The 22,296-nt window shown below is 33.7% G+C and carries 24 protein-coding genes and 1 pseudogene; 18 read left to right on the plus strand and 7 right to left on the minus strand.

Annotated elements, in window-relative coordinates:
- Window positions 1-155: 155 nt before the first annotated feature.
- From lpdA to EPK97_RS05650, 4 genes are all read left to right on the plus strand, one after another.
- Window positions 156-1,583, plus strand: coding sequence for a dihydrolipoyl dehydrogenase (gene lpdA / locus EPK97_RS05635; RefSeq protein WP_162035630.1), 1,428 nt, complete (start codon window positions 156-158; stop codon window positions 1,581-1,583).
- An 89-nt stretch (window positions 1,584-1,672) separates the two neighbouring features.
- Complete coding sequence (locus tag EPK97_RS05640) at window positions 1,673-2,698, plus strand: thiamine pyrophosphate-dependent dehydrogenase E1 component subunit alpha (RefSeq protein WP_276609473.1); 1,026 nt, start codon at window positions 1,673-1,675, stop codon at window positions 2,696-2,698.
- Complete coding sequence (locus tag EPK97_RS05645) at window positions 2,695-3,678, plus strand: pyruvate dehydrogenase complex E1 component subunit beta (protein ID WP_162035631.1); 984 nt, start codon at window positions 2,695-2,697, stop codon at window positions 3,676-3,678. Before EPK97_RS05640 ends, EPK97_RS05645 begins: the two co-directional genes overlap by 4 nt.
- Window positions 3,679-3,699: 21 nt before the next feature.
- Window positions 3,700-5,001: a dihydrolipoamide acetyltransferase family protein gene (locus tag EPK97_RS05650; RefSeq protein WP_162035632.1), complete on the plus strand. Its 1,302-nt coding sequence runs from the start codon at window positions 3,700-3,702 to the stop codon at window positions 4,999-5,001.
- 160 nt (window positions 5,002-5,161) lie between these two features.
- On the opposite strand, the gene prli42 is transcribed toward EPK97_RS05650, so the two are convergent.
- The gene (gene prli42 / locus EPK97_RS22125; RefSeq protein ID WP_338075658.1) at window positions 5,162-5,287 is read right to left on the minus strand and encodes a stressosome-associated protein Prli42; all 126 of its coding nucleotides are present in this window, start codon (window positions 5,285-5,287) and stop codon (window positions 5,162-5,164) included.
- 87 nt (window positions 5,288-5,374) lie between these two features.
- Here prli42 and EPK97_RS05660 point away from each other — a divergent pair, with 87 nt between their 5' ends.
- The gene (locus EPK97_RS05660; RefSeq protein ID WP_162035634.1) at window positions 5,375-6,505 is read left to right on the plus strand and encodes a M20/M25/M40 family metallo-hydrolase; all 1,131 of its coding nucleotides are present in this window, start codon (window positions 5,375-5,377) and stop codon (window positions 6,503-6,505) included.
- Window positions 6,506-6,712: 207 nt separating this feature from the next.
- On the opposite strand, the gene EPK97_RS05665 is transcribed toward EPK97_RS05660, so the two are convergent.
- On the minus strand, window positions 6,713-7,291 hold the full coding sequence (locus EPK97_RS05665) for a helix-turn-helix domain-containing protein (protein ID WP_162035635.1): 579 nt from the start codon (window positions 7,289-7,291) through the stop codon (window positions 6,713-6,715).
- 172 nt (window positions 7,292-7,463) lie between these two features.
- Between EPK97_RS05665 and EPK97_RS05670 the strand changes: the two genes are divergently transcribed.
- Window positions 7,464-8,156, plus strand: coding sequence for an AzlC family ABC transporter permease (locus EPK97_RS05670; protein ID WP_162035636.1), 693 nt, complete (start codon window positions 7,464-7,466; stop codon window positions 8,154-8,156).
- A complete protein-coding gene (locus tag EPK97_RS05675) occupies window positions 8,149-8,457 on the plus strand; it encodes an AzlD domain-containing protein (RefSeq protein WP_162035637.1) in 309 nt (102 codons plus the stop codon). Before EPK97_RS05670 ends, EPK97_RS05675 begins: the two co-directional genes overlap by 8 nt.
- Before the next feature lie 82 nt (window positions 8,458-8,539).
- Here EPK97_RS05675 and EPK97_RS05680 read toward each other — a convergent pair whose 3' ends face one another.
- Entirely contained in the window at window positions 8,540-9,970 is a 1,431-nt protein-coding gene (locus EPK97_RS05680) for a trigger factor (protein ID WP_162035638.1), read from the minus strand.
- A gap of 106 nt (window positions 9,971-10,076) precedes the next feature.
- Entirely contained in the window at window positions 10,077-10,352 is a 276-nt protein-coding gene (locus tag EPK97_RS05685) for a hypothetical protein (protein ID WP_162035639.1), read from the minus strand.
- 158 nt (window positions 10,353-10,510) lie between these two features.
- Between EPK97_RS05685 and EPK97_RS05690 the strand changes: the two genes are divergently transcribed.
- The gene (locus EPK97_RS05690; protein WP_162035640.1) at window positions 10,511-11,671 is read left to right on the plus strand and encodes a DUF3866 family protein; all 1,161 of its coding nucleotides are present in this window, start codon (window positions 10,511-10,513) and stop codon (window positions 11,669-11,671) included.
- On the opposite strand, the gene mciZ is transcribed toward EPK97_RS05690, so the two are convergent.
- A complete protein-coding gene (gene mciZ, locus EPK97_RS22535; RefSeq protein ID WP_162035641.1) occupies window positions 11,574-11,801 on the minus strand; it encodes a Z-ring formation inhibitor MciZ in 228 nt (75 codons plus the stop codon). The genes EPK97_RS05690 and mciZ overlap by 98 nt on opposite strands.
- Before the next feature lie 115 nt (window positions 11,802-11,916).
- Between mciZ and EPK97_RS05700 the strand changes: the two genes are divergently transcribed.
- The 7 genes from EPK97_RS05700 to EPK97_RS05730 all read left to right on the plus strand — a co-directional run bounded on the left by EPK97_RS05700 (window position 11,917) and on the right by EPK97_RS05730 (window position 18,223).
- Window positions 11,917-12,492 (plus strand): NUDIX hydrolase, encoded by a 576-nt coding sequence (locus EPK97_RS05700; RefSeq protein WP_162035642.1) that lies wholly within the window; start codon window positions 11,917-11,919, stop codon window positions 12,490-12,492.
- Window position 12,493: 1 nt separating this feature from the next.
- Window positions 12,494-13,657: an endonuclease Q family protein gene (locus EPK97_RS05705; protein WP_162035643.1), complete on the plus strand. Its 1,164-nt coding sequence runs from the start codon at window positions 12,494-12,496 to the stop codon at window positions 13,655-13,657.
- A gap of 84 nt (window positions 13,658-13,741) precedes the next feature.
- On the plus strand, window positions 13,742-14,365 hold the full coding sequence (gene spoIIM / locus EPK97_RS05710) for a stage II sporulation protein M (protein WP_162035644.1): 624 nt from the start codon (window positions 13,742-13,744) through the stop codon (window positions 14,363-14,365).
- Between the two features lie 111 nt (window positions 14,366-14,476).
- A complete protein-coding gene (gene fur / locus EPK97_RS05715) occupies window positions 14,477-14,920 on the plus strand; it encodes a ferric iron uptake transcriptional regulator (protein ID WP_162035645.1) in 444 nt (147 codons plus the stop codon).
- 155 nt (window positions 14,921-15,075) lie between these two features.
- On the plus strand, window positions 15,076-16,191 hold the full coding sequence (ald, locus tag EPK97_RS05720) for an alanine dehydrogenase (RefSeq protein WP_162035646.1): 1,116 nt from the start codon (window positions 15,076-15,078) through the stop codon (window positions 16,189-16,191).
- Between the two features lie 152 nt (window positions 16,192-16,343).
- Window positions 16,344-17,120 (plus strand): methyl-accepting chemotaxis protein, encoded by a 777-nt coding sequence (locus EPK97_RS05725; protein WP_162035647.1) that lies wholly within the window; start codon window positions 16,344-16,346, stop codon window positions 17,118-17,120.
- A 5-nt stretch (window positions 17,121-17,125) separates the two neighbouring features.
- On the plus strand, window positions 17,126-18,223 hold the full coding sequence (locus EPK97_RS05730) for a sodium/glutamate symporter (RefSeq protein WP_162035648.1): 1,098 nt from the start codon (window positions 17,126-17,128) through the stop codon (window positions 18,221-18,223).
- On the opposite strand, the gene EPK97_RS05735 is transcribed toward EPK97_RS05730, so the two are convergent.
- Together EPK97_RS05735 and EPK97_RS05740 are read right to left on the minus strand one after the other, a co-directional pair.
- A complete protein-coding gene (locus EPK97_RS05735) occupies window positions 18,165-18,416 on the minus strand; it encodes a hypothetical protein (RefSeq protein WP_162035649.1) in 252 nt (83 codons plus the stop codon). The genes EPK97_RS05730 and EPK97_RS05735 overlap by 59 nt on opposite strands.
- Window positions 18,417-18,438: 22 nt before the next feature.
- The gene (locus EPK97_RS05740) at window positions 18,439-18,645 is read right to left on the minus strand and encodes a hypothetical protein (RefSeq protein ID WP_162035650.1); all 207 of its coding nucleotides are present in this window, start codon (window positions 18,643-18,645) and stop codon (window positions 18,439-18,441) included.
- 453 nt (window positions 18,646-19,098) lie between these two features.
- On the opposite strand from EPK97_RS05740, the pseudogene EPK97_RS05745 reads away from it, so the two are divergent.
- From EPK97_RS05745 to EPK97_RS05755, 3 genes and pseudogenes are all read left to right on the plus strand, one after another.
- Window positions 19,099-19,557 (plus strand): annotated as a pseudogene (locus EPK97_RS05745) (NUDIX hydrolase).
- A gap of 133 nt (window positions 19,558-19,690) precedes the next feature.
- On the plus strand, window positions 19,691-20,695 hold the full coding sequence (locus EPK97_RS05750) for a LacI family DNA-binding transcriptional regulator (RefSeq protein WP_162035651.1): 1,005 nt from the start codon (window positions 19,691-19,693) through the stop codon (window positions 20,693-20,695).
- A 161-nt stretch (window positions 20,696-20,856) separates the two neighbouring features.
- The gene (locus tag EPK97_RS05755) at window positions 20,857-22,053 is read left to right on the plus strand and encodes an enolase C-terminal domain-like protein (protein WP_162035652.1); all 1,197 of its coding nucleotides are present in this window, start codon (window positions 20,857-20,859) and stop codon (window positions 22,051-22,053) included.
- Window positions 22,054-22,296: the final 243 nt, after the last annotated feature.

The raw sequence follows: 22,296 nt of genomic DNA on the forward strand, positions 1-22,296 counted from the left end.
ATTTTGTTACGAAACAAATCATATCATATATTAAGTAACATTGCATGTGAATTTCCCTTAAACATAAAATATTAAATTTTTAACTATATTTCTTATGTTGAAAAAGTTACAATAGAGTCGATTGAATTTTATAAAACATAGGGGGTATATTGATTGTGAGCACTTTAAATTATGATGTTGTTGTACTTGGCGGTGGTACAGGTGGGTATGTAGCTGCTATTAAGGCTGCACAATTAGGCAAAACCGTTGCTATAGTAGAACGCGAAAAATTAGGAGGGACATGTTTGCATAAAGGGTGTATTCCAAGCAAATCATTTCTCCGCAGTGCTGAAGTATATGCAACTATGAATAACAGTGAAGAATATGGGATAAGTGCATCTTCAATTCAACTGCATTTTGAAAAAGTCCAAAACAGAAAAAACAAAATAGTAAATCAACTACATAAAGGCATAGAGTTTCTAATGAAAAAAAATAAAATAGATGTATTTTATGGAAATGGACGTGTGATAGGACCCTCCATTTTTTCACCTAGAAGTGGTGCGATTGCTATTGAGTCAGAGATTGAAGAAAATAATAAAACACTTGTACCTAAAAATTTAATTATTGCAACAGGCTCACGCCCACGAGTTTTACCAAACCTAAATGTTGATGGAAAGTTTATTTTAACTAGTGATGAGGCTTTAGAGTTGAATGAGTTACCTAAATCGATCATTATTGTTGGCGGTGGTGTGATTGGTGTTGAGTGGGCTTCTCTACTTCATGATTTTGGAGTAGAAGTAACGATTGTTGAAACTGAAAAAAACATCATTCCAACGGAAGATGAACAGATTTCCAAAGAATTAGAACGTATATTTAAAAAGAGAAAAATAAAGATTATAAAAAATGCAATGTTACTTACAGATAGTGTTGAAACAGAAGATGGAATGGTTAAAATGAAAGTGAAACAAAAGGATACCGAAATAGATTTAATGGCTGAAAAAATGCTTTTATCTGTTGGGAGACAAGCAAATGTAGAAAATTTGGGGCTTGAAAATACGGATATTAAAGTAGAAAAAGGGTTTATTAAAGTCAATCAATACTTACAAACAAATGAGTCTCATATCTATGCGATTGGAGATGTAATAGGAGGATTGCAGCTTGCACACGTGGCGAGTCATGAAGGGATTTTAGCTGTCGAACATGCAGCAGGACATGAGGTTCATCCAATGTTGTTCCAAAATATTCCACGCTGTGTATATACTCGTCCTGAAGTTGCCAGTGTAGGTTGGACAGAGCAACAGGCCAAAGAAAAAGGTTTTGATGTGAAAACAGCTTCGATTTCATTTAAAGCAATTGGAAAAGCATTAGTATACGGCAGTAATGATGGTTTCGTAAAAGTCATCGCAGATAGAGAATCCAATGATATTTTAGGTGTGCATATGATTGGTCCTCACGTAACAGATTATATATCAGAAGCAGGGCTAGCGTTAGTATTAGATGCTACACCTTGGGAAGTAGGACAAACTATACATGCTCACCCTACTTTATCTGAAGCTCTGGGAGAAGCTATGCTTGGAGTGGATGGAAATGCAATTGGCATCTAAATATAAAACTGATATAATGATACTAGAGTTAAGTATTAAGACCTGATATTAAGTTCTCATTATAATTATTTAAGGAGGAGGTTTTCTCCATGATGAATTCAGTAGGTCAATTAAACAAACATGAAAAGCTTGGCTTAACAGATCAACACTTTATAGAGATGTATTCCTTAATGGTATTAGCAAGGAAATATGATGAGCGAGCTTTGTTATTGCAGAGAGCAGGGAAAATTAATTTTCACGTCTCAGGTATAGGACATGAAATAACTCAAGTTGCAGCAGCCTTTGCACTAGAAAAACAAAAGGATTATTTTCTTCCTTATTATCGTGATTACGGATTTGTGTTAGCTGCTGGAATGACACTTAAAGAACTGTTTCTGTCACTATTTGCTAAAGCGGAAGATCCGAATAGTGGCGGTAGACAGATGCCAGGTCATTTTGGTCATAAAAAGCATCATATTGTTACTGGTTCAAGTCCTGTAACAACACAAGTACCACATGCAGTAGGATTTGCGCTTGCATCAAAAATGAAAAAAAAGGACTTTGTTTCATATGTTTCATTTGGCGAGGGTTCCAGTAATCAGGGAGATTTCCATGAGGGTTGTAATTTTGCAGGTGTTAATAAGTTACCTGTCATTTTTATGTGTGAAAATAATCAGTATGCAATTTCTATTCCGTTTGAAAAACAGGTGGCCTGTGAAAGTATAGCGGATCGAGCTCTTGGATATGGTTTTCCAGGAATAAAAGTTGATGGTAATGATCCCCTTGAAGTGTATAAAGTTGTAAAAGAAGCTCGTGAACGAGCGATTAAAGGTGAGGGACCAACACTTATCGAAGCAGTTACTTATCGATTGTCGCCACACTCTACTTCAGATAATGATATGATCTATCGTACAAAGGAAGAAGTAGAGGCACATAGACAAGCAGATGGATTACCAAAGTTTAAACAATATTTAATAGATTGTGGTTTGTGGAGCGAAGAACAAGATCAACAATTGTTGGAAAAAATAAAAGAAGAAATGAAAGAAGCGACAAAGTATGCTGAACAAGCTCCTTATCCAAAACCTGAAGAAGCACTAACGCATGTATATGCAGACGAAGGAGGCGGAACGAAGTGACTGAATTAAGTTACCTTGATGCCATACGGACAGCGATGTCAGAGGAAATGCGCAGAGATGACAACGTATTTGTGCTTGGTGAGGATGTTGGGGTTAAAGGTGGAGTTTTCACGGCAACAAAAGGACTTATAGAAGAGTTTGGAGAAAGCAGGGCATTGGATACTCCCCTAGCTGAGTCAGCTATTGCGGGTGTTGCCATTGGTGCTGCAATGTATGGCATGCGTCCAATTGCAGAAATGCAATATTCCGATTTTATGCTGCCAGCAACGAACCAAATTATAAGTGAAGCGGCTAAAATTCGATATCGATCTAATAATGATTGGGATTGTCCAGTAGTGATTAGAGCTCCTATTGGCGGAGGGATTTTTGGAGCTTTATATCATTCTCAATGTCCTGAATCAATCTTTTTTGGAACACCTGGGTTGAAAATTGTTGTCCCATCGACTCCATATGATGCGAAAGGATTGTTGAAGTCAGCAATACGTGATCCAGACCCAGTTATTTATTTCGAACATAAAAAATGTTATCAATCCATCATTTCACAAGTACCTGATGATGATTTTGTAGTTCCGATTGGGAAAGCAGATATAAAAAAAGAAGGTACTGACGTCACAGTTATTACTTATGGTTTAACCGTACATTTCGCACTAGAGGCAGCCCAGCAACTAGAGCAAGAAGGAATTAGTGCACACATATTAGATTTGAGAACACTTCAACCTTTAGATGTTGAAGCTATATTGGAAGCAACTGCAAAAACAGGTAAAGCTCTTATCATTCATGAGGACAATAAAACTGGTGGTGTTGGTGCAGAAGTATCTGCTATTATCTCTGAAGAATTATTATTTGAACTTGATGCTCCTATAAAGAGATTATGTGGTTATGATGTGCCAGCTATGCCTTTCAGTCCTACTTTAGAGAAGTATTATATGTTAAGCACAGAAAAAGTAAAGGACGCCATAAAAGAATTAGCATTATTTTAAAAGAAATGAGGTATTATTCCTATGATTCAAGAAATCACAATGCCACAGCTTGCAGAGAGCGTGGTTTCTGCAACAATCGTAAAATGGTTAAAAAGCCCTGGTGATTTTATTGAAGAATTTGAACCTTTATGTGAAATAATGACAGAAAAAGTGACAGCTGAATTACCTAGTACTGTCGAAGGTGTTTTACAAGAGATTTTCATAGAAGAAGGCGCAACTGTTGACGTAGGTACAGTCATTTGTAATATTAAAATAAAGCAAGATGAAAGCGTCTCTAATGTTCAAGAAGTCTCAGAGACTCAACAAGCAGAAAGTAATGCGATGAAAAATGTTACATCAGATTCTGATCAAAGCATGAGAAATAGATATTCACCTGCGGTGCAAAGAATCGCAGCGGAGAACCATGTGGATCTAAACCTAGTCCATGGAACAGGGATTGGTGGAAGAATTACTAGAAAAGATGTATTAAATTATATCGAAAATGACTCTGAGGAACCAATGGTGTCCATCTCTTCTCAGGCTGCGGTTGTACCTGAAAAGAAAAAAGTAGAAGCTGTTGGGACAAAGGGACTTCATTTATCAGCTCCTCCAAAACCATCGGTTGAAAGCAATCAAAAAGAAGCAGATAATGAGTACTTTATTGATGTAACTCCTGTTAGAAGTGCTATAGCTTCAAATATGAGACAAAGTGTAACTGAGATCCCTCATGCCTGGACAATGGTTGAGGTGGATGTTACAAATTTAGTGAATTTAAGAAATAAAGTAAAACAGGAATTTTTCCAAAAAGAAGGGGTTAACTTAACCTACTTAGCTTTTATTATTAAAGCGGTAGTGAATGCAATAAAAGATTATCCTATATTAAATTCTACTTGGGCAGTGAACAAAATTATTGTTAAAAAAGACATTAATATTTCATTGGCTGTTGGTACTGAGGATTCAGTTTATGTTCCAGTTATTAAACATGCTGATCATAAAACGATTGCTGGAATAGCTAAAGATATTGATTCAATAACGAAAAAAACAAAAGCAGGGAAGTTAACATTAGATGATATGCAAGGTGGCACTTTTACTTTAAATAATACAGGATCTTTTGGCTCTATTTTATCGAATCCGATTATTAGTTATCCGCAAGCAGCAAACTTATCCTTTGAGTCGATTGTAAAGAAACCAGTAGTCATCGATGATATGATTGCTGTTCGTTCAATGGTTAACATGTGCCTATCTCTTGATCATCGAATTCTTGATGGTGTCATTTGTGGCAGGTTCTTGCAAAGAGTGAAAGAAAATATTGAATCTTTTGGACTTGGGACGAAACTATATTAAAATAAGAATATAAAAGGGTATCTCAACTTAAAGAATAAGCAGATACCCTTTTTTTGGCCGACATTTTTAAAATATAAATTAATCAATTTTATACCAACATTTTCCTAACATTAACAAGTTAATGAAGTGATTATCTATAGTTATGTTTATATAGATTTTGTTAAATGCCTAATAAAGAAACACCAGTTACAACTACAGACAGTAACATAGACGCTATCATTACATAAATAACTATTTTAAACCATAATTTATTTTTGCCCATACATTTACATCTCCTTTTAGTCATACTAAAATAGTACTATAATGGCCATCATAAGTGAGCCAAGCTGTATAATTATATTGTAACTTATAATACATATCGGAGGGAAGAGTTTTGATACAAGAAAAACGTTTAGTGGATGAGTTTATAGAGTTAGTGCAAGTGGATAGTGAAACAACATTTGAAAAGGAAATATCCATTGTTTTAAAAGAAAAGTTCACCCAATTGGGACTTTCTGTTTTTGAGGATGATGCAGAGGAAAAAACAGAACATGGAGCTGGAAATTTAGTTGCAACCTTAGAAGCTACAGAAGGAAGGGGAGACGTAACTCCCATTTATTTTACATGTCATATGGACACTGTAGCGCCAGGGAAGGGAATCAAACCTCAGATTGATGATGATGGTTATATTCGTTCTGATGGTACAACGATTTTAGGTAGCGACGATAAAACCGGTATTGCTGTGATGTTTGAAGTGATTCGTGTTCTTAAAGAGGAAAATATACCACATGGTAAAATTCAATTTGTAATTACGGTTGGTGAAGAAGCAGGACTTGTAGGAGCATGTGTATTTGATCCAAAACATTTGGATGCAAGTTTTGGTTATGCTTTAGATTCTGACGGCAAAGTTGGTGAAATATGTGTGGCTGCACCATTCCAAACTCATGTAGACGTTGTGATCAAAGGGAAAACTGCTCATGCTGGGGTTAGTCCTGAAAAAGGAATTAGTGCTATACAAGTTGCAAGTAAAGCCATTTCAAGAATGAAATTAGGTAGAATTGATCCTGAAACATCAGCAAATATTGGAAGCTTTGATGGTCGTGGACCTCGTAATGTAGTAAGCGATAAGGTTGTTATTGTTGCTGAAGCAAGAAGTCTTGTGAAAGAAAAAATGGTTAACCAAGTGAATGAAATGAGAGAAGCTTTTTACTCTACTGCAGAGGAATTTGGTGCTAAGGTTGAATTTGAAACAGAAGAACTCCCAGGATTTTTCTTTGATGAAACAGCACCATTAGTTAAATTAGCTATGAAATCAGCGGAGAAAATTGGACGTGAATCAAAAACAACACATTCAGGTGGAGCAAGTGACGCAAACATCTTTAATGGAATGAATGTACCTACAGTGAACTTATCTGTGGGATATGAGCATATTCATACAACTGCTGAACAAATGCCAATTGAAGAGTTGGTGAAAAGTGCTGAGCTAGTACTACAAATTGTGAAAGATGTTACTGAAGGAGAGTAAGAACATTTAAATTTGAATTGTGAAAATAAATAGAAAAAATCATTTCCCCTATATTATTGTTAATACACAAGCTTATGTCTTGAAGTTAAACAATACGTATAGGGGGTATTTTAATGACAAACCCTAAAATGAAAGTAGTGACAAGGATGGATACCTTGTTGCTACTTTCATTGTTTTATAAACCATCTTCAACTGTTGAATTTTGTATTACGTTATGTTTTGGTAATTGATTGTAAAATGAAGTTCGGCTAACTCTGAGCTTGGATTTATATATTTATGTGCATTATCTGCTTTAAAACAAATCGAATCATGTTCCTGTAATACATAGGTATTTCCCCTTACTTCAACTTTTAATATGCCAGACATAACTGTCACATATTCAACTACACCTGAAGGATGAGCTTCAGACTCATATTCACTAAAGGGTTGTAAATATCCTCTAAACAACTCAAAAGACTGAGAATTATTATTAAACATATGTTCAACTATAAATACTTTGTCAGAGCTGTTGAATTGGATACCTTCCTTTTTGCGAGAGATAATAACATCCGATTCAACTGAGAATAAACTTGTTAAAGGGACGGATAAGCCACTTGCAATTTTCCAAAGCACTGACAATGTGGGATTTGCTTCCCCTCTTTCTATTTTACCTAAAGTTAATTTGCTAACTCCAATATGATTGGCCAATCCCTCAATGCTTAGTCCTTTCATAGATCTTAAATTTCTTAACTTTGTACCTACTCGTTTTCCTACCTGTTCTTCATCCCAAAGATTTTCAGAATTCATACTTACCTCCATTTTTCTATTACATTAAATTCATTATATATTTTAATTATTTTAAAATAAATCTTAATAAATTTTCATATACAATTCAACTAAAAAGTGTTATCCTAAACCAAATAGATATATTATAATTAATCTTAAGTATATTATAATATATATAAGGGAGAGATCATAGATGAACAATCATTCATTTACAAAAGGAGCTTTTGCTGCCTTACCCTTAGTCATAGGTTTTTTACCAGTTGGTATTGCCTTTGGTATTATCGCACAAGAAACAGGTATATCATTATTTCATTCGGTACTCATGTCGAGTATTGTTTATGGAGGAGCTAGTCAGTTTATGATGTTGAATATGTATGCCACAGGATCAGGGTTTTTTGAAATTATACTAGCTACTTTTATCATTAACTTTCGATTCTTTGTCATGAGTTTATCTCTGAATCAGCTATTTAATGAGGCACCTAAACGGTGGAAAACATTTTTAGCTATAGGTATCACTGATGAAACATTTGCAGTTGCCTCTATAAATAATAATAGACCTAATGTTTATTTTTTGGTTGGATTATTTCTGACTTCCTATGTATCCTGGATCGTAGGCACATTATTAGGAGCCTTGCTTTCAACAATTATACCATCTAACATTAGTGAAAGTATGTCTATAGCACTTTATGCATTATTTATTGGTTTGCTCATACCTGCAGTGAGAACGGCATGGAAATATGGTTTACTGGCTGTTATTAGCATGTTGATAAATGGGATTTTTAGTGGATGGTTATTAATCAGCAGTGGCTGGTCTATGTTGTTAGCCACTTTATTAGTTAGTTTGGTTGGGGTTTTCATTTTTAAAGGGGAGAAACAACATGATTGACTCTATTTTATTAATTATTCTAGGGATGTCTCTTGCAACAATGCTTCCACGTTATTTACCTGTATGGATTGTTGATCGTTTCATAATGCCTAATTGGGTAAAGTCATGGTTGAGTTATATTCCTTACGCTGCATTAGGAGCACTTTTATTTCCTGGTATTTTAACTATTGAGGAAGGTGAGCCTTGGATTGGTATAATTGGAGGTATTACAGCTGCGTGTCTTGTTTTACTAAGATTAAACATATTATTTGTGATATTAGGTTCGGTTCTTATAGTGATCTTATTAAAACAATTGATGTAGTTTATTAATAAATAAAATCTTAACAATAGCTCAAGTAACAGGAAAAAAGGAGGGGAAACCCTCCTTCAGAAATTTTCAAATATTAATCTCTGTCTTTTCCTTTATCCTTATCTTTATCTTTTCCATGTCCGTTACCGTTATTTTCTTTATCTTTTTTGATTTCACTTTTGATTTCGTCTTTTGTTTTATCTTCATAATCAATGTCATTAGCTACAGCTTTTTTGATCCAACCTTCACTTAGTTGACTATTTTCTGATTTTAACTCATCAATCGCTTCAAAAATTTCTTCTTTAGATAGCCCTTCAATATCAATACCTAGATTTATAGCTTTTTTCTGCCATCCATATAAGTGATTGTCTTCTTCATCTTCATCATTTTCATCTTCATCGATTTCATCTTCAAAATACTGCCTAATTTCTTCACGGATTTCATCGTTTGATTTGCCTTCCGTGTCAATTCCTAAAAATTCAGCAAAGTTAATTAATCTTTCTTCAGAAAATTCGAAATCATAATCATCTTCTACTTCTTGGATTGCTTCTCGAATTTCTTCTAAAGACATACCTTCAATGTCAATACCAAGCAGCTCTGCAATGGTTTGTAGTTGATCAGAAATTTCTGTCATATGATTCATTCTAATGGCTTCAAGAAGCTCCTCTTTAGATTGACCCTCAGTATCGATGCCAAGATTCTCTGCAATGACAATTAATTCTTCTAATGTTAATTGCAGTTGTGATTTTTTATAATCTCTAATTTTTTCTCTAATTTCTTCAATAGATAAATCATTAAATTCTAAATCTAATTCTATTGCCAATTCAGTAAAATATGACTCTCGAGCCTCTCTAATAGCTTTGCGAATCTCTTCAGTTGTTTGATCCTCGATTTCTATTCCAAATCGTTCTGCGATGGCTTCTAACTCTTCTCTAGAAGATAGATGTTCTTTCTGATAAGTTTTGATTGCTTCTCGAATTTCCTCAGCTGTTAGATCTTGGATATTAATACCTAATCGTTCTGCAATGGCTTCTAACTCCTCCAAAGATAAATCGTCAAACTGTTCTTTGATGACTTCTCTAATTTCCTCACGAATTTCCTCCATTGTTTTATCCTCAATATCAATGTCTAGTTTTTCTGCGATGTTCTCTAACTCCTCCATAGATAATTGGTTATGTCTCTCTTTTATAACCGTTCTAATATCTTCTCGTAATTGTTCGTTAGATTTATCGTCCGTATCAATACCCATTCCTTCAGCGATAACAATTAATTCTTCAATTGATAAGTTTTCGAACTTCTCTTTAGCGGCCTTTTGAATTTCTTCACGTAATTCTTCTTTGGATTTATCCTCTACATCTATACCAAAACGTTCTGCTATTTCTTCTAAATGATCCTTATCTATCATTTGATAGATATTTGTTCGTTCTGTATTTGACTCATGTGCATTCGCAATTCCTATGACTCCTGCGCTTCCACCTCCAATTAATAAAGCTGATAAAGCAACTGTACTTATCACTTTTTTCATAATGTTCACTCCTAAGTTGTATGTATTTTTTGTTATATACTTATTATAAAAAACGAATATAAATGATAGGTTAAGTTAACCTTAAAATAACATTAAAAAATATTGATTATACTTGGGATTTATTGGCGAGAATGCTTATCGTACAAATTTGATTCAACTCATCTTTAATTTTATTCACTGACTTTCCATTCGTATTGATTCCTAATTGTACAGCAAACTTATTAATTAACTTCTTTTGATGGTTTTCAGAGGGTGTATTTCGAGACTCTGTCTCATCAGTTTGTACAACAATAGATTTATTGTCTTTCATAACTTCAGCATCAGTTGAAATTTTAGCTCCATCTAATATCGAAGATAGGGCTACAGCTGCAAATAGTTTCATATGAATCATCTCCTTGCCTTTCAGATAGTTTTATTTTAATCCTTTTAAATTAAGAGAGTCTTAATGAAATGTTAATTGCACATAAAATCGTACTTTAAATTTTTTTTTAGCATAATATCAATTGAGAAAGTGTGGTTAGAGGAAGGATGTAAATTGGGATGATACATTGGAGAATTGGTATCGTAACAAAAATCGATAAAGAAAGAAGAAATGTACAGTTCATCCAAGTGAAAGAAGAAAATGGTGAAAATATAAAAGCAATCCATTATACGGATGTTCACCCGTCAGTACAGATTGGACACGAGGTTTTATTAAATACAACTGCTGTTGATTTACAATTAGGTTCTGGGGGATATCATTTTGTTTATATGATTTTAAACAATAAAAAATATTTAGATAAGGGAGAAAACCGCAATAGAGATGATAACAGTAGTAAAAGTAGTTCTAAAAAAATAGGACATATAATGAAGTTTCGATATACTCCTCAACAAAGGGCAGTACTAACATGTGAGGAGGAAGATAGTTCAACCCACTCATTATTTTTGGAGGATAGAAATTTAGAAGGTACACCCGTACTTATAGGTGAACTACATAGCATGCTTCCCATTTTATGTACTTGGCTGCAGTATAAACAAAATCAAGACAAAATTTCAAATAAACTAAAAATAGGATATGTAATGAGTGAAGGAGGAGCTTTACCCATTTCATTTAGTGAACATGTAGCTCAATTAAAATACTTAAATTGGATAGAAGGAACAATTACATATGGACATTCGTATGGCGGGGATATTGAAGCTGTGAATAAATTTACTGCTTTGATTGCTGCCAAACATATTTTACTAGCGGATATCATTATTATTCTAATGGGTCCAGGTATTGTTGGTACTGGTACAAAATTAGGACATACCGGGATAGAGGCTGGGGAAATTGCAAATGCTGTATCTATACTTGGAGGCGTTCCGGTCATGGTCCCACGTATTAGTTTTCAAAGAAATCGTGATAGACACAAGGGAATAAGCCATCATATATTAATAACTTTATCTAACATTGTATTACAAAGCTCACGAGTTCCATTACCTTTCAATCTGCCTAAGAAATATAAAGATCACATTCAAAAGCAATTGACTGACTATCATCTTTATAAGAAGCATAATATCACATTGAATACAGAATTATTTATTAATGAAGTAGAAAAAAGTGTGGACTTATACCCCTATCCAATTAAGTCGATGGGAATGGGATTACACGATGATCCTTATTTTTTTCTTGGGGTTTGTTGTGCTGCACAAGATGCTTTGAATGTTGTGCAGCGGGAGTAATAGAATTTAAATAATCAAGCAATGTGATATGTTGTGATTTAGATTGTTTAAGTAAAGAATTAAGGTGAGAACGAATTTCCCACGCCTTTCCTACGAATTTAATTTGATTTTTTAAAATATAAGATTTCATTGTTCAACATTCCTTTCACATGATAAGATATTTAAATATATAGTTATTTAAGTTGTTTTCAATATTATATGACCATAATGGACAAGTTATGTATAAATGTGGGAGGTATTTTGTGATGAGCCACAAACCATCGAAAGAAGAATTTAACAAAAGATTTGAAGAAATTACTGTGGAGACTGAACAGATTTTTAAAGGGAAAATCATTTCGTTGCAGGTGGACAAAGTGAAACTTCCAAATGGAAAAATGTCAGCTAGGGAAATTGTTAAACACCCAGGTGCTGTAGCTGTGTTAGCAATTTATGAAGATAAAATGATTGTTGTAGAACAATATCGGAAACCTTTAGAAAAAAATCAGATTGAAATTCCAGCTGGCAAATTAGATCCTGGGGAAGAACCAGAGGAAGCGGCATTAAGAGAACTGAAAGAAGAAACAGGTTTTGATTGTAGTTCATTACAACATATCAACTCTTTTTATACCTCACCTGGATTTGCGGATGAAAAAATCGTTCTATTTTTAGCTGAGGATTTAACTAGAGGAGAAATGAAACTGGACGAGGATGAGTTTTTATCATGTGAAAGCATTACTTTAGAGCAAGCATTGGAATATATTAAGGAAGAGAAAATCAGCGATGCTAAAACGATCACAGCTATTTATGCTTGGCAAATCTATAAATTAACAGGAAAGATTTAAAATGCAATTATATTATGCAGATTTACATATACATATTGGACGATCGAATAAAGGCAAAGCTGTTAAAATAACAGCAAGTAGGGATTTAACTTTTTATAACATAATGGAAGAAGCTTCCACGCGAAAAGGAATGGACATTGTAGGTATCATAGATTGTCAATCTCCTGCTGTTCAAGAGGATATCCTTTATTATTTAAATGAAGGTACGATGAAAGAAGTGGATGGTGGAGGGATTCAATTTAGAAATACAACTATGATGCTTGGAAGTGAAATAGAGATTTGTGACGAAGGGTTTGGACCAGCTCATGTATTAGCATATTTACCAAACTTACAAAGCATGATGGATTTTACAAGATGGATGAGTAATTATATGAAAAATGTAAATTTAAGTACTCAAAGGCTTTATGTGCCAGCTAAAATACTACAAGAAGAAGTGATTGGAAGAGATGGATTATTCATTCCAGCGCATATTTTTACACCTCATAAGAGTGCATATGGTAGCTGTTCCTCTAAACTTTCACATGTATTCAACTTAGATTTTATCTCCGCAGTTGAATTAGGATTAAGTTCAGATTCAGAAATGGCGGGTTTAATTTCAGAGTTAAATGAGATTCCTTTTTTAACAAATTCAGATGCTCATTCATTAGGGAAAATAGCAAGAGAATATAATCAGTTAAGACTAAAGAGTCCGACTTTTTCTGAACTTAAAAAAGCACTTCTTCGTAAGGATGGTCGTAAAATAACAGCAAATTTCGGATTGAATCCAAAGCTAGGCAAATATAATCGAACTTATTGTTCTAATTGTTCCTCTATCATTGAAGAAAACAATTCTGTTGTAGAAAGGTGTACTTATTGTGGAAGTGAGAAAGTAGTACGGGGGGTATTTGATCGCATCACACAAATTGCTGACCAAAAAAGGTCAAAGAACAATAAACCTCCTTATTTATATCAAATTCCTTTGGAGTTTATTCCTGGACTGGGTCCTAGTAAATTAAATCAACTTTTATCCCGTTTTGGCACTGAAATGAATGTACTCCATCATGCCACTAGAGAGCAAATAAGTGAAGTAGTTGGAGAGAAATTATCTGATCTAATTATGTTAGCAAAGCAAGGGAAAAGTGTGATACAGACTGGAGGGGGAGGGACCTACGGAAAGATAACATAATAGAATCTACCTCTATTAATTTGTCATAGTTTACTTCTTAGATTCATAGAATGTAACAATAGGACAATAGGAGGAAAGAATTGTATGAATATGCAGTATTATCTGAAAGAGCACCTCTCTCTCTATATCTTTGTTTCGGTATTATTTATCATGGGTATTATTTTTGGAGCGTTGATGGTTAATGCTTTATCATTTGAACAAACAGAGGACATGTCAAGTTATCTTGGAAGTTTTTTTAAAATGATAAATCAGGAAACAGATTTAAGCAGCAAACAACTCTTACAGGAAACCTTTAGTTTACATTTGAAATGGATGCTTTTAATTTGGGTATTAGGTTTATCAGTAATAGGTTTACCATTTATTCTAATTCTTGATTTTTTAAAAGGTGTACTAATCGGTTTTACTACTGGGTATATTGTAGGGGAACTTTCATGGGATGGAATTCTATTTGCACTTGTATCTATTGCGCCACAAAATTTGATTATTGTTCCAGTCATCATTATCGCGAGTGTATCTGGAATTTCCTTTTCTATTTATTTAATTAAAAATCGCTTCTTACAAAAAAGAGGGAATATATCAAAACCGTTTATGACGTATTCATTTTTAATATTATCTCTAATTGGTATTCTTTTTGTTATATCCTTATACGAAACGTATTTAACCCCTGCAATTATGAAGTGGATCACACCGATGTTATTGTCTGTTTGACTTTACTCATGACCTCCCACTATAATGATACTAGGAATGATAGGATTAGTAATTTTATTATGTTTATTTAGAGTTTTTCTTGCAGATGATTGAGTATTAGGGGGAAGGAATATGGAGGCGCGAATTGAAAAAATCAAACAGCAGTTACAAGCTCAAGGTTATAAGTTAACACCTCAACGTGAAGCGACTGTTCGCGTTTTATTGGAAAATGAAGAGGATCATTTAAGCGCTGAAGATGTATATATGCTCGTAAAGGATAAGGCCCCCGAAATTGGTCTTGCTACTGTTTATCGCACACTGGAGCTTCTGAATGAACTACATGTAGTTGAGAAAATGAATTTTGGTGACGGAGTTGCACGATATGATTTAAGAAATAATGATAAAAATCACCATCATCATCACCTCATATGTGTTCAATGTGGAGCAGTAGATGAAATTATGGAAGATTGGTTAGGTCCTTTAGAGGAAAGACTTGCTAAAGAGTATAACTTTAGAGTTATTGATCATCGCTTGGATTTTCAAGGTATCTGCCATCGCTGTAATGAAAAACAATAATAACATATTACATACAACCCGCTCTCAATACTCGTAGATAATCAGTGATGGGGGTATTTTTGTTTTTTTTGGAAATCCTATTTCATAGTTATTATTTATTTAAATTGTTACAAAATATATCATAGTTAATTTTATCTTAAGGAGAGTGTATTGAAGTGATCATCGGAGTACCGAAAGAAGTAAAAGTGAATGAAAATCGTGTGTCTTTAACACCTGCAGGCGCAGGAATGCTGACAAAATCAGGTCATCAAGTCATCTTGGAAAAAGGAGCTGGAGAAAATAGCGGTTTCTTAGATGAAGATTATATCCAAGAAGGGGTTAATATTTTATCTACAGCTTCTGAAGTATGGTCTAGCGCAGAAATGATTATCAAAGTAAAAGAACCTCTTCCCTCAGAATATGAATTATTTCAAGAAAATCAAATTGTTTTTACATATTTACATCTAGCAGCTGCTGGAGATTTAACAGATCATTTATTACAAAAAAACGTAACTGCAGTCGCTTATGAGACCATTCAATTGCCTACAGGTGAATTACCTCTATTAACTCCAATGAGTGAAGTAGCTGGGAGAATGTCAGTTCAAGTAGGGGCGCAGTTCTTAGAAAATTATTATGGTGGACGAGGTGTGCTTTTAGGTGGTGTACCGGGAGTACCACCAGGTGATGTATGTATTATTGGTGGTGGTGTAGTTGGAACGAATGCAGCCAAAATGGCATTGGGTATGGGGGCAAGCGTAGTCATCGTGGAAAAAAGTGCACAACGTATGAGGCAGTTAGATGATTTATTTAATGGAAGAGTTCGTACTTTAATGTCCAATCCATACAATATTTCAAGTGCTGTACAAAAAGCAGATTTACTAATCGGCGCAGTATTAATACCAGGGGCACGTGCACCAAAATTAGTAACAGAAGATATGGTAAAACAAATGAAAAATGGTGCAGTTGTCGTAGATGTCGCAGTAGATCAGGGTGGAACGATTGAGACGATTGATCGAGTGACTTCTCATAGTGATCCAACTTATGAAAAATATGGGGTTATTCATTACGCTGTTGCCAATATGCCTGGTGCCGTACCAAGAACATCAACTTATGCTTTAACCAATGTGACAATGCCATACGTTATGGAACTAGCAAATAAAGGTTTTGATCAAGCGATTAAAGAAAACCAACCATTAAAATTAGGTGTGAACACTTATAAAGGAAAATTAACGTATAAAGCAGTTGCCGATGCTGTTGATCAACCTTTCACTCCATTAGATGAAATTCTATAATTCAATTTATTTATATAAACACCCCACTTCCTAATTGAAGTGGGTGTTTTATATATTTTTTAGTAAGATGGGTAAAACTGTAGATTTTATGTCGAAATATGTATAACATTATATTATAGATTTTCTCAATAAGTAGAAAAGGAGATATAGGAATGAACGAAGCTCTAAAAAGAAATTTAGATGATATCGAAACTGCTCAGGAGACTATGAGGGAACAGAAGGATCTTGTTCAAGGTTTAGTAGATCATTCGAATGATGTTGCTGTCCATGCTTCGGATGTAATGGAAAAGGTAGGAAACATTAAATTATTGTCTTCTCATGCAGTTAATTTATCACGAGAAGGGGAACAGCAAATCGAACAAACGGTAGCTCAAATGGAACAAATTAATCAACGAACAGAAGATATTGCTAAAAAAATGAATACTTTAACAGATCTTTCTACAGATATATTACAAGTGGTTGATGTATTACAGCAAATTGCTTCTCAGACAAAGTTATTATCGTTAAATGCAGCGATCGAAGCTGCACGTGCTGGAGATCATGGCAGAGGTTTTGGTGTGGTTGCTTCTGAAGTTCGAAAACTAGCAGAAAGTAGTGAGAAATCCTCCAAAGAAGTTGAAAGTATAATCAGTCAAATTACAAGAGAAATCAATGATCTAGTTAAAGATACTAATAATAGTGAGAAAGATACGGAGAAGGGTAAAACAGATGTTGAAAATGCAAAACAAAAATTCCTAATGATTCAATCCGCAGTTGATACGTTAAGCAAAGATAACGAGGAAGTATTTTCGAAAGCTACAACGATGAATGAAATTAGTGTAACCATTAGTGATTTAAGCAAACCTATCGCTTACAACCGTGAACGGATATCTCAAGGAGTAGAAGCAGCTGTGAATATCTCTGAAATATGTGAAGTGAAAAATACTTAATCTACATGTTTATATTACATAATTTAACTATTATAAGTTTATTATTCATAGGTTTATTTATAGAAAAGCGCTGGAAACTATCAAAATATTATATATCACCAGCATTAGCAGGTGGCATGATTGCAATGATTGTTAGCGGAATTCTTTATTATTTTTATTCCTATACGTTCATACCTAATGAATGGGTAGTTTGTTTTTTTGTCACAGCATTTTTATTTTCTATTGGAATGAAAATGGGCTTAACTTATCAAAAAAAACACATCAAACATTTATTTTATTTATTTGGTTTTTCTACTTTTATTCTTGCAATTATTGAATTGATAGCTATGATTTTGTTTAAAAATAACTCGTTTTTATTACAAGTTTATAATTCACAAACTTTCTCTTGGAATGAAGAATGGATCTTCCGAATTCAAAATTGGTTTTCGGGCAGTTTAGTATTTCAATTTCATTTTTCATTAATCATAGTGTTTATATTGACACCTGTGGTCATTCGATTGATGCGCAACTTTCAATTCTCAGAAATGAAACCTTATAAAACGAAAGATTTTCATTCTTGGAAATTGAATGCGGTTATGATTTTATTTTTAGTAACGATTTTTGCTTTGTTTTTAAAAAATATGTATTTAGATGAGACTTTATTTATTTTTGATTTTGTGATATCCATGGTTATAGGTTTTGTATTGGGAAGGAGATTAAAAACTAGGGATTCTTCTCAGGTTGATCAGTGGATATCTAGTGTTTTAAGTGCAGGAACTTTATCACTCTATGGTTTTATTATTTCTATGATATTTATTTCTTCAGTTCATGTATGGACAGGCTGGTCCTGGAATATAGTAGGATTGTATAGTATTAAACTTATTTTATTTACTTTGCTTTGGATCTGGGTATCAAGAAGGTGGGTAAAAAACCATCAAAAGTTAGTATTGATTAGTGCTTGTTGGGCATTCACATTAAGTGCTCCTGTGACCTGTATGAATGCAATGCATAGTGTCGTTCGCAGACATGGACCAGCAGATCAAGTTTTATTACTTATCCCGCCTGTTATACTTTGGTTAATAAATTACCCGCATTATTGGTTGTTAGCGTTTTTGTATAATTAAAATAAAAAGAACCAACATTTTCTTTTTGAATGTGTTGGTTCTTGTGTTTATTTCGATATAAGTAATCTTTTTTTGTTTTCGTTTTTCTTGTATGCATGTCAATTAGTGCAAAGGGGCTTCTGTTTTCCAATGGATTTCTTCTTCCTTCTCGTTCCAGTCTTTCTCTGAACTTTTTAGCTTTTGATTTCGCCAAAATGATCACTCCTTTTATTTAATTACAAATCTAGTATTCGATCTTGACGTTCTTGTCCGTCCTTGATATCTTTCACGTCTGTTTTTATTTCTTTTATTTCTTCTTTTATATTTTCTAACTCTTCATCCATTTTGTTTTCATGAGTATTTAATCTTGCATTTGTATCTCCAACCATTTTAATCAAGGTACCTAGCATTTCTTCCATACGATTAAGCTGATTTTTATCCAAGAGATCACCCTTTAAATAAATTTGAAATATTGTATTCTTCTATTTTATTATAACATATGAAAAAAACAAAATGGAAACATTAGTTCGTATTTTAAAAGTGTCTCTACAATTTCTGTATGTTTAAAATAAGTCTGTCATTTATCTGCATAGCTATATCTAATGATTTTATCACATCATTTATACTTAGTTTAATAGATTTGATATTCTTCTCACAATCTATGACATGTTTGATAGTTTCCTTATAACAGTTTATTGATATATTTGTATTTCTTCTTTATTATTATTTTATGCAATTATTTCACTATGATTTTCATAACTGTATCATTGAACTCAAACATTCCTTTTTCAAAAAACCTTCATAAGAAACAGTAAATGGATGAGTGCTTGGTATCATAGAAAGTATATGAATATGCTTGTCAAGATGTAATAAATAAAAATGTTTGGAGGATTACAATGAACTACATACAATGGATAAGAAGTAAGGTAGGTCATGATCCCATTTTTCTGAATTTTGCTGGGGGATGTATAGTTAATTCATTTGGTGAAGTATTATTACAGAAAAGGGGAGATAAAAACATTTGGGGTTTTCCAGGAGGCGCACTTGAACTGGGTGAATCGGCAGAAGAAGCAACAGTTAGATAAATAGAAGAAGAAACCGGACTTAAAGTACAGGTTGAAGAGTTGATAGGTATATATACAAAATATAACGATCAATATCCAAGTGGAGACAAAACACAGTCAATTCTCTTTTTCTTTAAATGTTCAATCATCGGAGGAGAACTTCAGGTTGATAACGACGAGACACTAGAGCTTAAATATATTAACCCAAAAGAAGCACCTTCATTAGTAAATAAGCAACATGAAGATTGTTTAAAGGACTATATTTATGGAAAGAGAGCAGTAATAAGATAATAAAAAACTTGAAATCTAATGAATCATTATTTATAATAAGTTTGTTGATGTAATCGATTACATGTAATTTAATAATGTTTCTAAGTCTCAAATATAAGGAATTAAAGTTCACTTTTTTAGGAGTTAAGAAAATATGACAAAAATGTCCGATGTCGCTAAACTTGCTAAAGTTTCAACAGCTACAGTTTCCAGAGTATTGCAAAAACCAGAAACAGTTAAAGAAGAAACGAAACAAAAAGTATTAGAAGTAATCAGAGAATTGGATTATCAACCAAATATGTTAGCAAGAAATTTTAGACGTCTGGAAACGAAAACGATTCTAGTTGTCATGCCTAGCATTTTAAACAATGTATTTTCACAAATTATAGTTGGTATTGATTACGAAGCAACAAAAAATGGATATCAAGTTATATTAGGAAATACGATGCAAGATGAACAAAGGGCACACAGTTTGATAAAACACCTGAAACAAAAACAGGTAGATGGTATGATTTTATTGACGGCAAGACTAGACTTTAAGGAACTTGTAAAACTTGCAGAAGAATATTCAGTGGTGTTAGTTTCTGATTATTTAGAGAATAACAAAGTTGTCCCAACTGTTGGAATTGACAATATGAAGGAAAGTTATCGTATCACTGAACACTTAATTAAATTAGGTCATACAAAAATAGCCCATATATCAGGGCTGCTTGATATGTCCATCAGCAGAGACCGATTAAGTGGTTATCAAAAAGCTTTAATGGATCATGACCTTCCTATCGAATTTGATTATTTAACAAAGGGTGATTATTCATTCCAGTCTGGTTACGACAATATGTTAAGCTTATTGGAATTAAAATATCCTCCAACGGCAGTTGTTGCAGCAAGTGATCGAATGGCAATGGGGGCTATTAAAGCAGCTAAGGAAAAAGGTGTTCTAGTTCCTAACAATTTAGCAGTTGTTGGTTTTGATGATATAGAGTTTTCCAAACTATTTGAACCAGCATTAACGACGGTAGCACAACCTTTTTTTGAAATGGGAAAAACAGCTATGAGTCTACTACAACAACAAATTGCAGGTGAACAGATTAAAAACAACCTCGTTTTATTAAAAAGTGAGTTAAAGATAAGGGAGTCATGTGGATTTAACTTAAAGTAGAAATTATACGAGAATTGGATATACTTTTACAAAATGAAATCGATTCCACAAAAGTATAAAAAAATATGATATTGGACATTTTGTAACTGTACATAAGGACAACACAAAGAACTATTTAAACATATTTTAATCAAAACAAAAAAGTGAGGAATTAATACCTAATGATTACAATCAGAGATGTAAAAACGATACTAACAGCACCTGAAGGAATTAATCTTGTCATAGTAAAAATTGAAACTTCTGAGCCAGGTTTATATGGTTTAGGGTGTGCTACATTTACGCAAAGATATTTAACGGTACACAGTGCCATTGAGGAATATTTAAAACCTTTCTTAATCGGAAAAGACGTTCAACGTATAGAGGACATTTGGCAGACATCCATGGTAAGTGGATATTGGAGAAACGGACCTGTTCTAAATAATGCAATATCTGGGGTAGATATGGCGCTTTGGGACATCAAAGGGAAACTTGCAAATATGCCATTGTATCAATTATTAGGTGGTAAGTGTCGAGAAGCTGCCCCTGTGTATATTCATGCAGATGGGAGAACAAAAGAAGAAGTAAGGGAAAATGTTCGTTCATACATGGAAGAAGGATATCGTTATATTCGATGTCAGATGGGTTTGTATGGTGGAAAAGAGCAGAAAATGATTAAGCCAGATAATGCACTCGATGGAGCTTATTATGACCCGAAGGTTTACATGAGGGATGTAATCAGTTTATTTGATTATTTAAGATCTATTCTCGGTTCAGAGATTGAGTTATTGCACGATGTTCATGAACGTTTAGCTCCCATTGATGCGGTTAGATTTGCAAAACTACTAGAACCATATAACTTATTTTTCTTAGAAGATGCTTTACCACCTGAACAGATTGAATGGTTTAAAACGATTCGTCAGCACAGTACAACACCTATTGCTATGGGTGAACTATTTAATAATCCGAATGAGTATATTCCTTTAATTAAAGATCGTTTAATTGATTTTATTCGAATTCATGTGAGTCAAATAGGCGGAATCACACCAGCAAAAAAATTAATATCATTATGTGAGTCGTTTGGGATAAGGACGGCTTGGCATGGACCAGGTGACCTTTCTCCTGTTGGACATGCTGCAAATGTACATCTTGATATAAGTAGTATTAATTTTGGGATACAAGAAATGAACAAATTTAATGATGCCATCCAAGAGGTATTCCCAGGTACTCCTAAGGTTATAAATGGATACGTATATCCGAATGAAAAACCTGGTATAGGTGTAGATATCGATGAGGAACTAGCGAAAAAATATCCATGTACAAATGAGCTGCCAACTTGGACATTAGCTAGATTGCCAGATGGGACTTCTTCTCGTCCTTAATCTAACTTTCCTTAGAACTAAATAAAGCCTCAGAGGGTAGAGATAGTATATAAACAACAGCATATCTCTACTCTTTTTTATGGTACACAAATTGTTAGAACTTGAGGAGTAACTCAGTTATTTATTATGGTCATAAATGCGTTATAATGGACAAAATAGATGATTTTTTATTGAAGCAGAATATTGGAGAAAAAATAGTAAACCTGAGGGTGTTCATAAAAATGGGTGTTTCGTATTCTGTCT

Source organism: Chengkuizengella sediminis (assembly GCF_010078385.1).
Lineage (GTDB): Bacteria > Bacillota > Bacilli > Paenibacillales > KCTC-33759 > Chengkuizengella > Chengkuizengella sediminis.

Coding starts and splice junctions, on each gene's coding strand:
- EPK97_RS05640 (WP_276609473.1), top strand. CDS start 1,673: ATGATGAATTCAGTAGGTCAATTAAACAAACATGAAAAGCTTGGCTTA.
- EPK97_RS05650 (WP_162035632.1), top strand. CDS start 3,700: ATGATTCAAGAAATCACAATGCCACAGCTTGCAGAGAGCGTGGTTTCT.
- prli42 (WP_338075658.1), bottom strand. CDS start 5,287: ATGACTAAAAGGAGATGTAAATGTATGGGCAAAAATAAATTATGGTTT.
- EPK97_RS05665 (WP_162035635.1), bottom strand. CDS start 7,291: ATGAATTCTGAAAATCTTTGGGATGAAGAACAGGTAGGAAAACGAGTA.
- EPK97_RS05670 (WP_162035636.1), top strand. CDS start 7,464: ATGAACAATCATTCATTTACAAAAGGAGCTTTTGCTGCCTTACCCTTA.
- EPK97_RS05675 (WP_162035637.1), top strand. CDS start 8,149: ATGATTGACTCTATTTTATTAATTATTCTAGGGATGTCTCTTGCAACA.
- EPK97_RS05680 (WP_162035638.1), bottom strand. CDS start 9,970: ATGAAAAAAGTGATAAGTACAGTTGCTTTATCAGCTTTATTAATTGGA.
- EPK97_RS05685 (WP_162035639.1), bottom strand. CDS start 10,352: ATGAAACTATTTGCAGCTGTAGCCCTATCTTCGATATTAGATGGAGCT.
- EPK97_RS05690 (WP_162035640.1), top strand. CDS start 10,511: ATGATACATTGGAGAATTGGTATCGTAACAAAAATCGATAAAGAAAGA.
- mciZ (WP_162035641.1), bottom strand. CDS start 11,801: ATGAAATCTTATATTTTAAAAAATCAAATTAAATTCGTAGGAAAGGCG.
- EPK97_RS05700 (WP_162035642.1), top strand. CDS start 11,917: ATGAGCCACAAACCATCGAAAGAAGAATTTAACAAAAGATTTGAAGAA.
- EPK97_RS05705 (WP_162035643.1), top strand. CDS start 12,494: ATGCAATTATATTATGCAGATTTACATATACATATTGGACGATCGAAT.
- spoIIM (WP_162035644.1), top strand. CDS start 13,742: ATGAATATGCAGTATTATCTGAAAGAGCACCTCTCTCTCTATATCTTT.
- fur (WP_162035645.1), top strand. CDS start 14,477: ATGGAGGCGCGAATTGAAAAAATCAAACAGCAGTTACAAGCTCAAGGT.
- EPK97_RS05725 (WP_162035647.1), top strand. CDS start 16,344: ATGAACGAAGCTCTAAAAAGAAATTTAGATGATATCGAAACTGCTCAG.
- EPK97_RS05730 (WP_162035648.1), top strand. CDS start 17,126: ATGTTTATATTACATAATTTAACTATTATAAGTTTATTATTCATAGGT.
- EPK97_RS05750 (WP_162035651.1), top strand. CDS start 19,691: ATGACAAAAATGTCCGATGTCGCTAAACTTGCTAAAGTTTCAACAGCT.
- EPK97_RS05755 (WP_162035652.1), top strand. CDS start 20,857: ATGATTACAATCAGAGATGTAAAAACGATACTAACAGCACCTGAAGGA.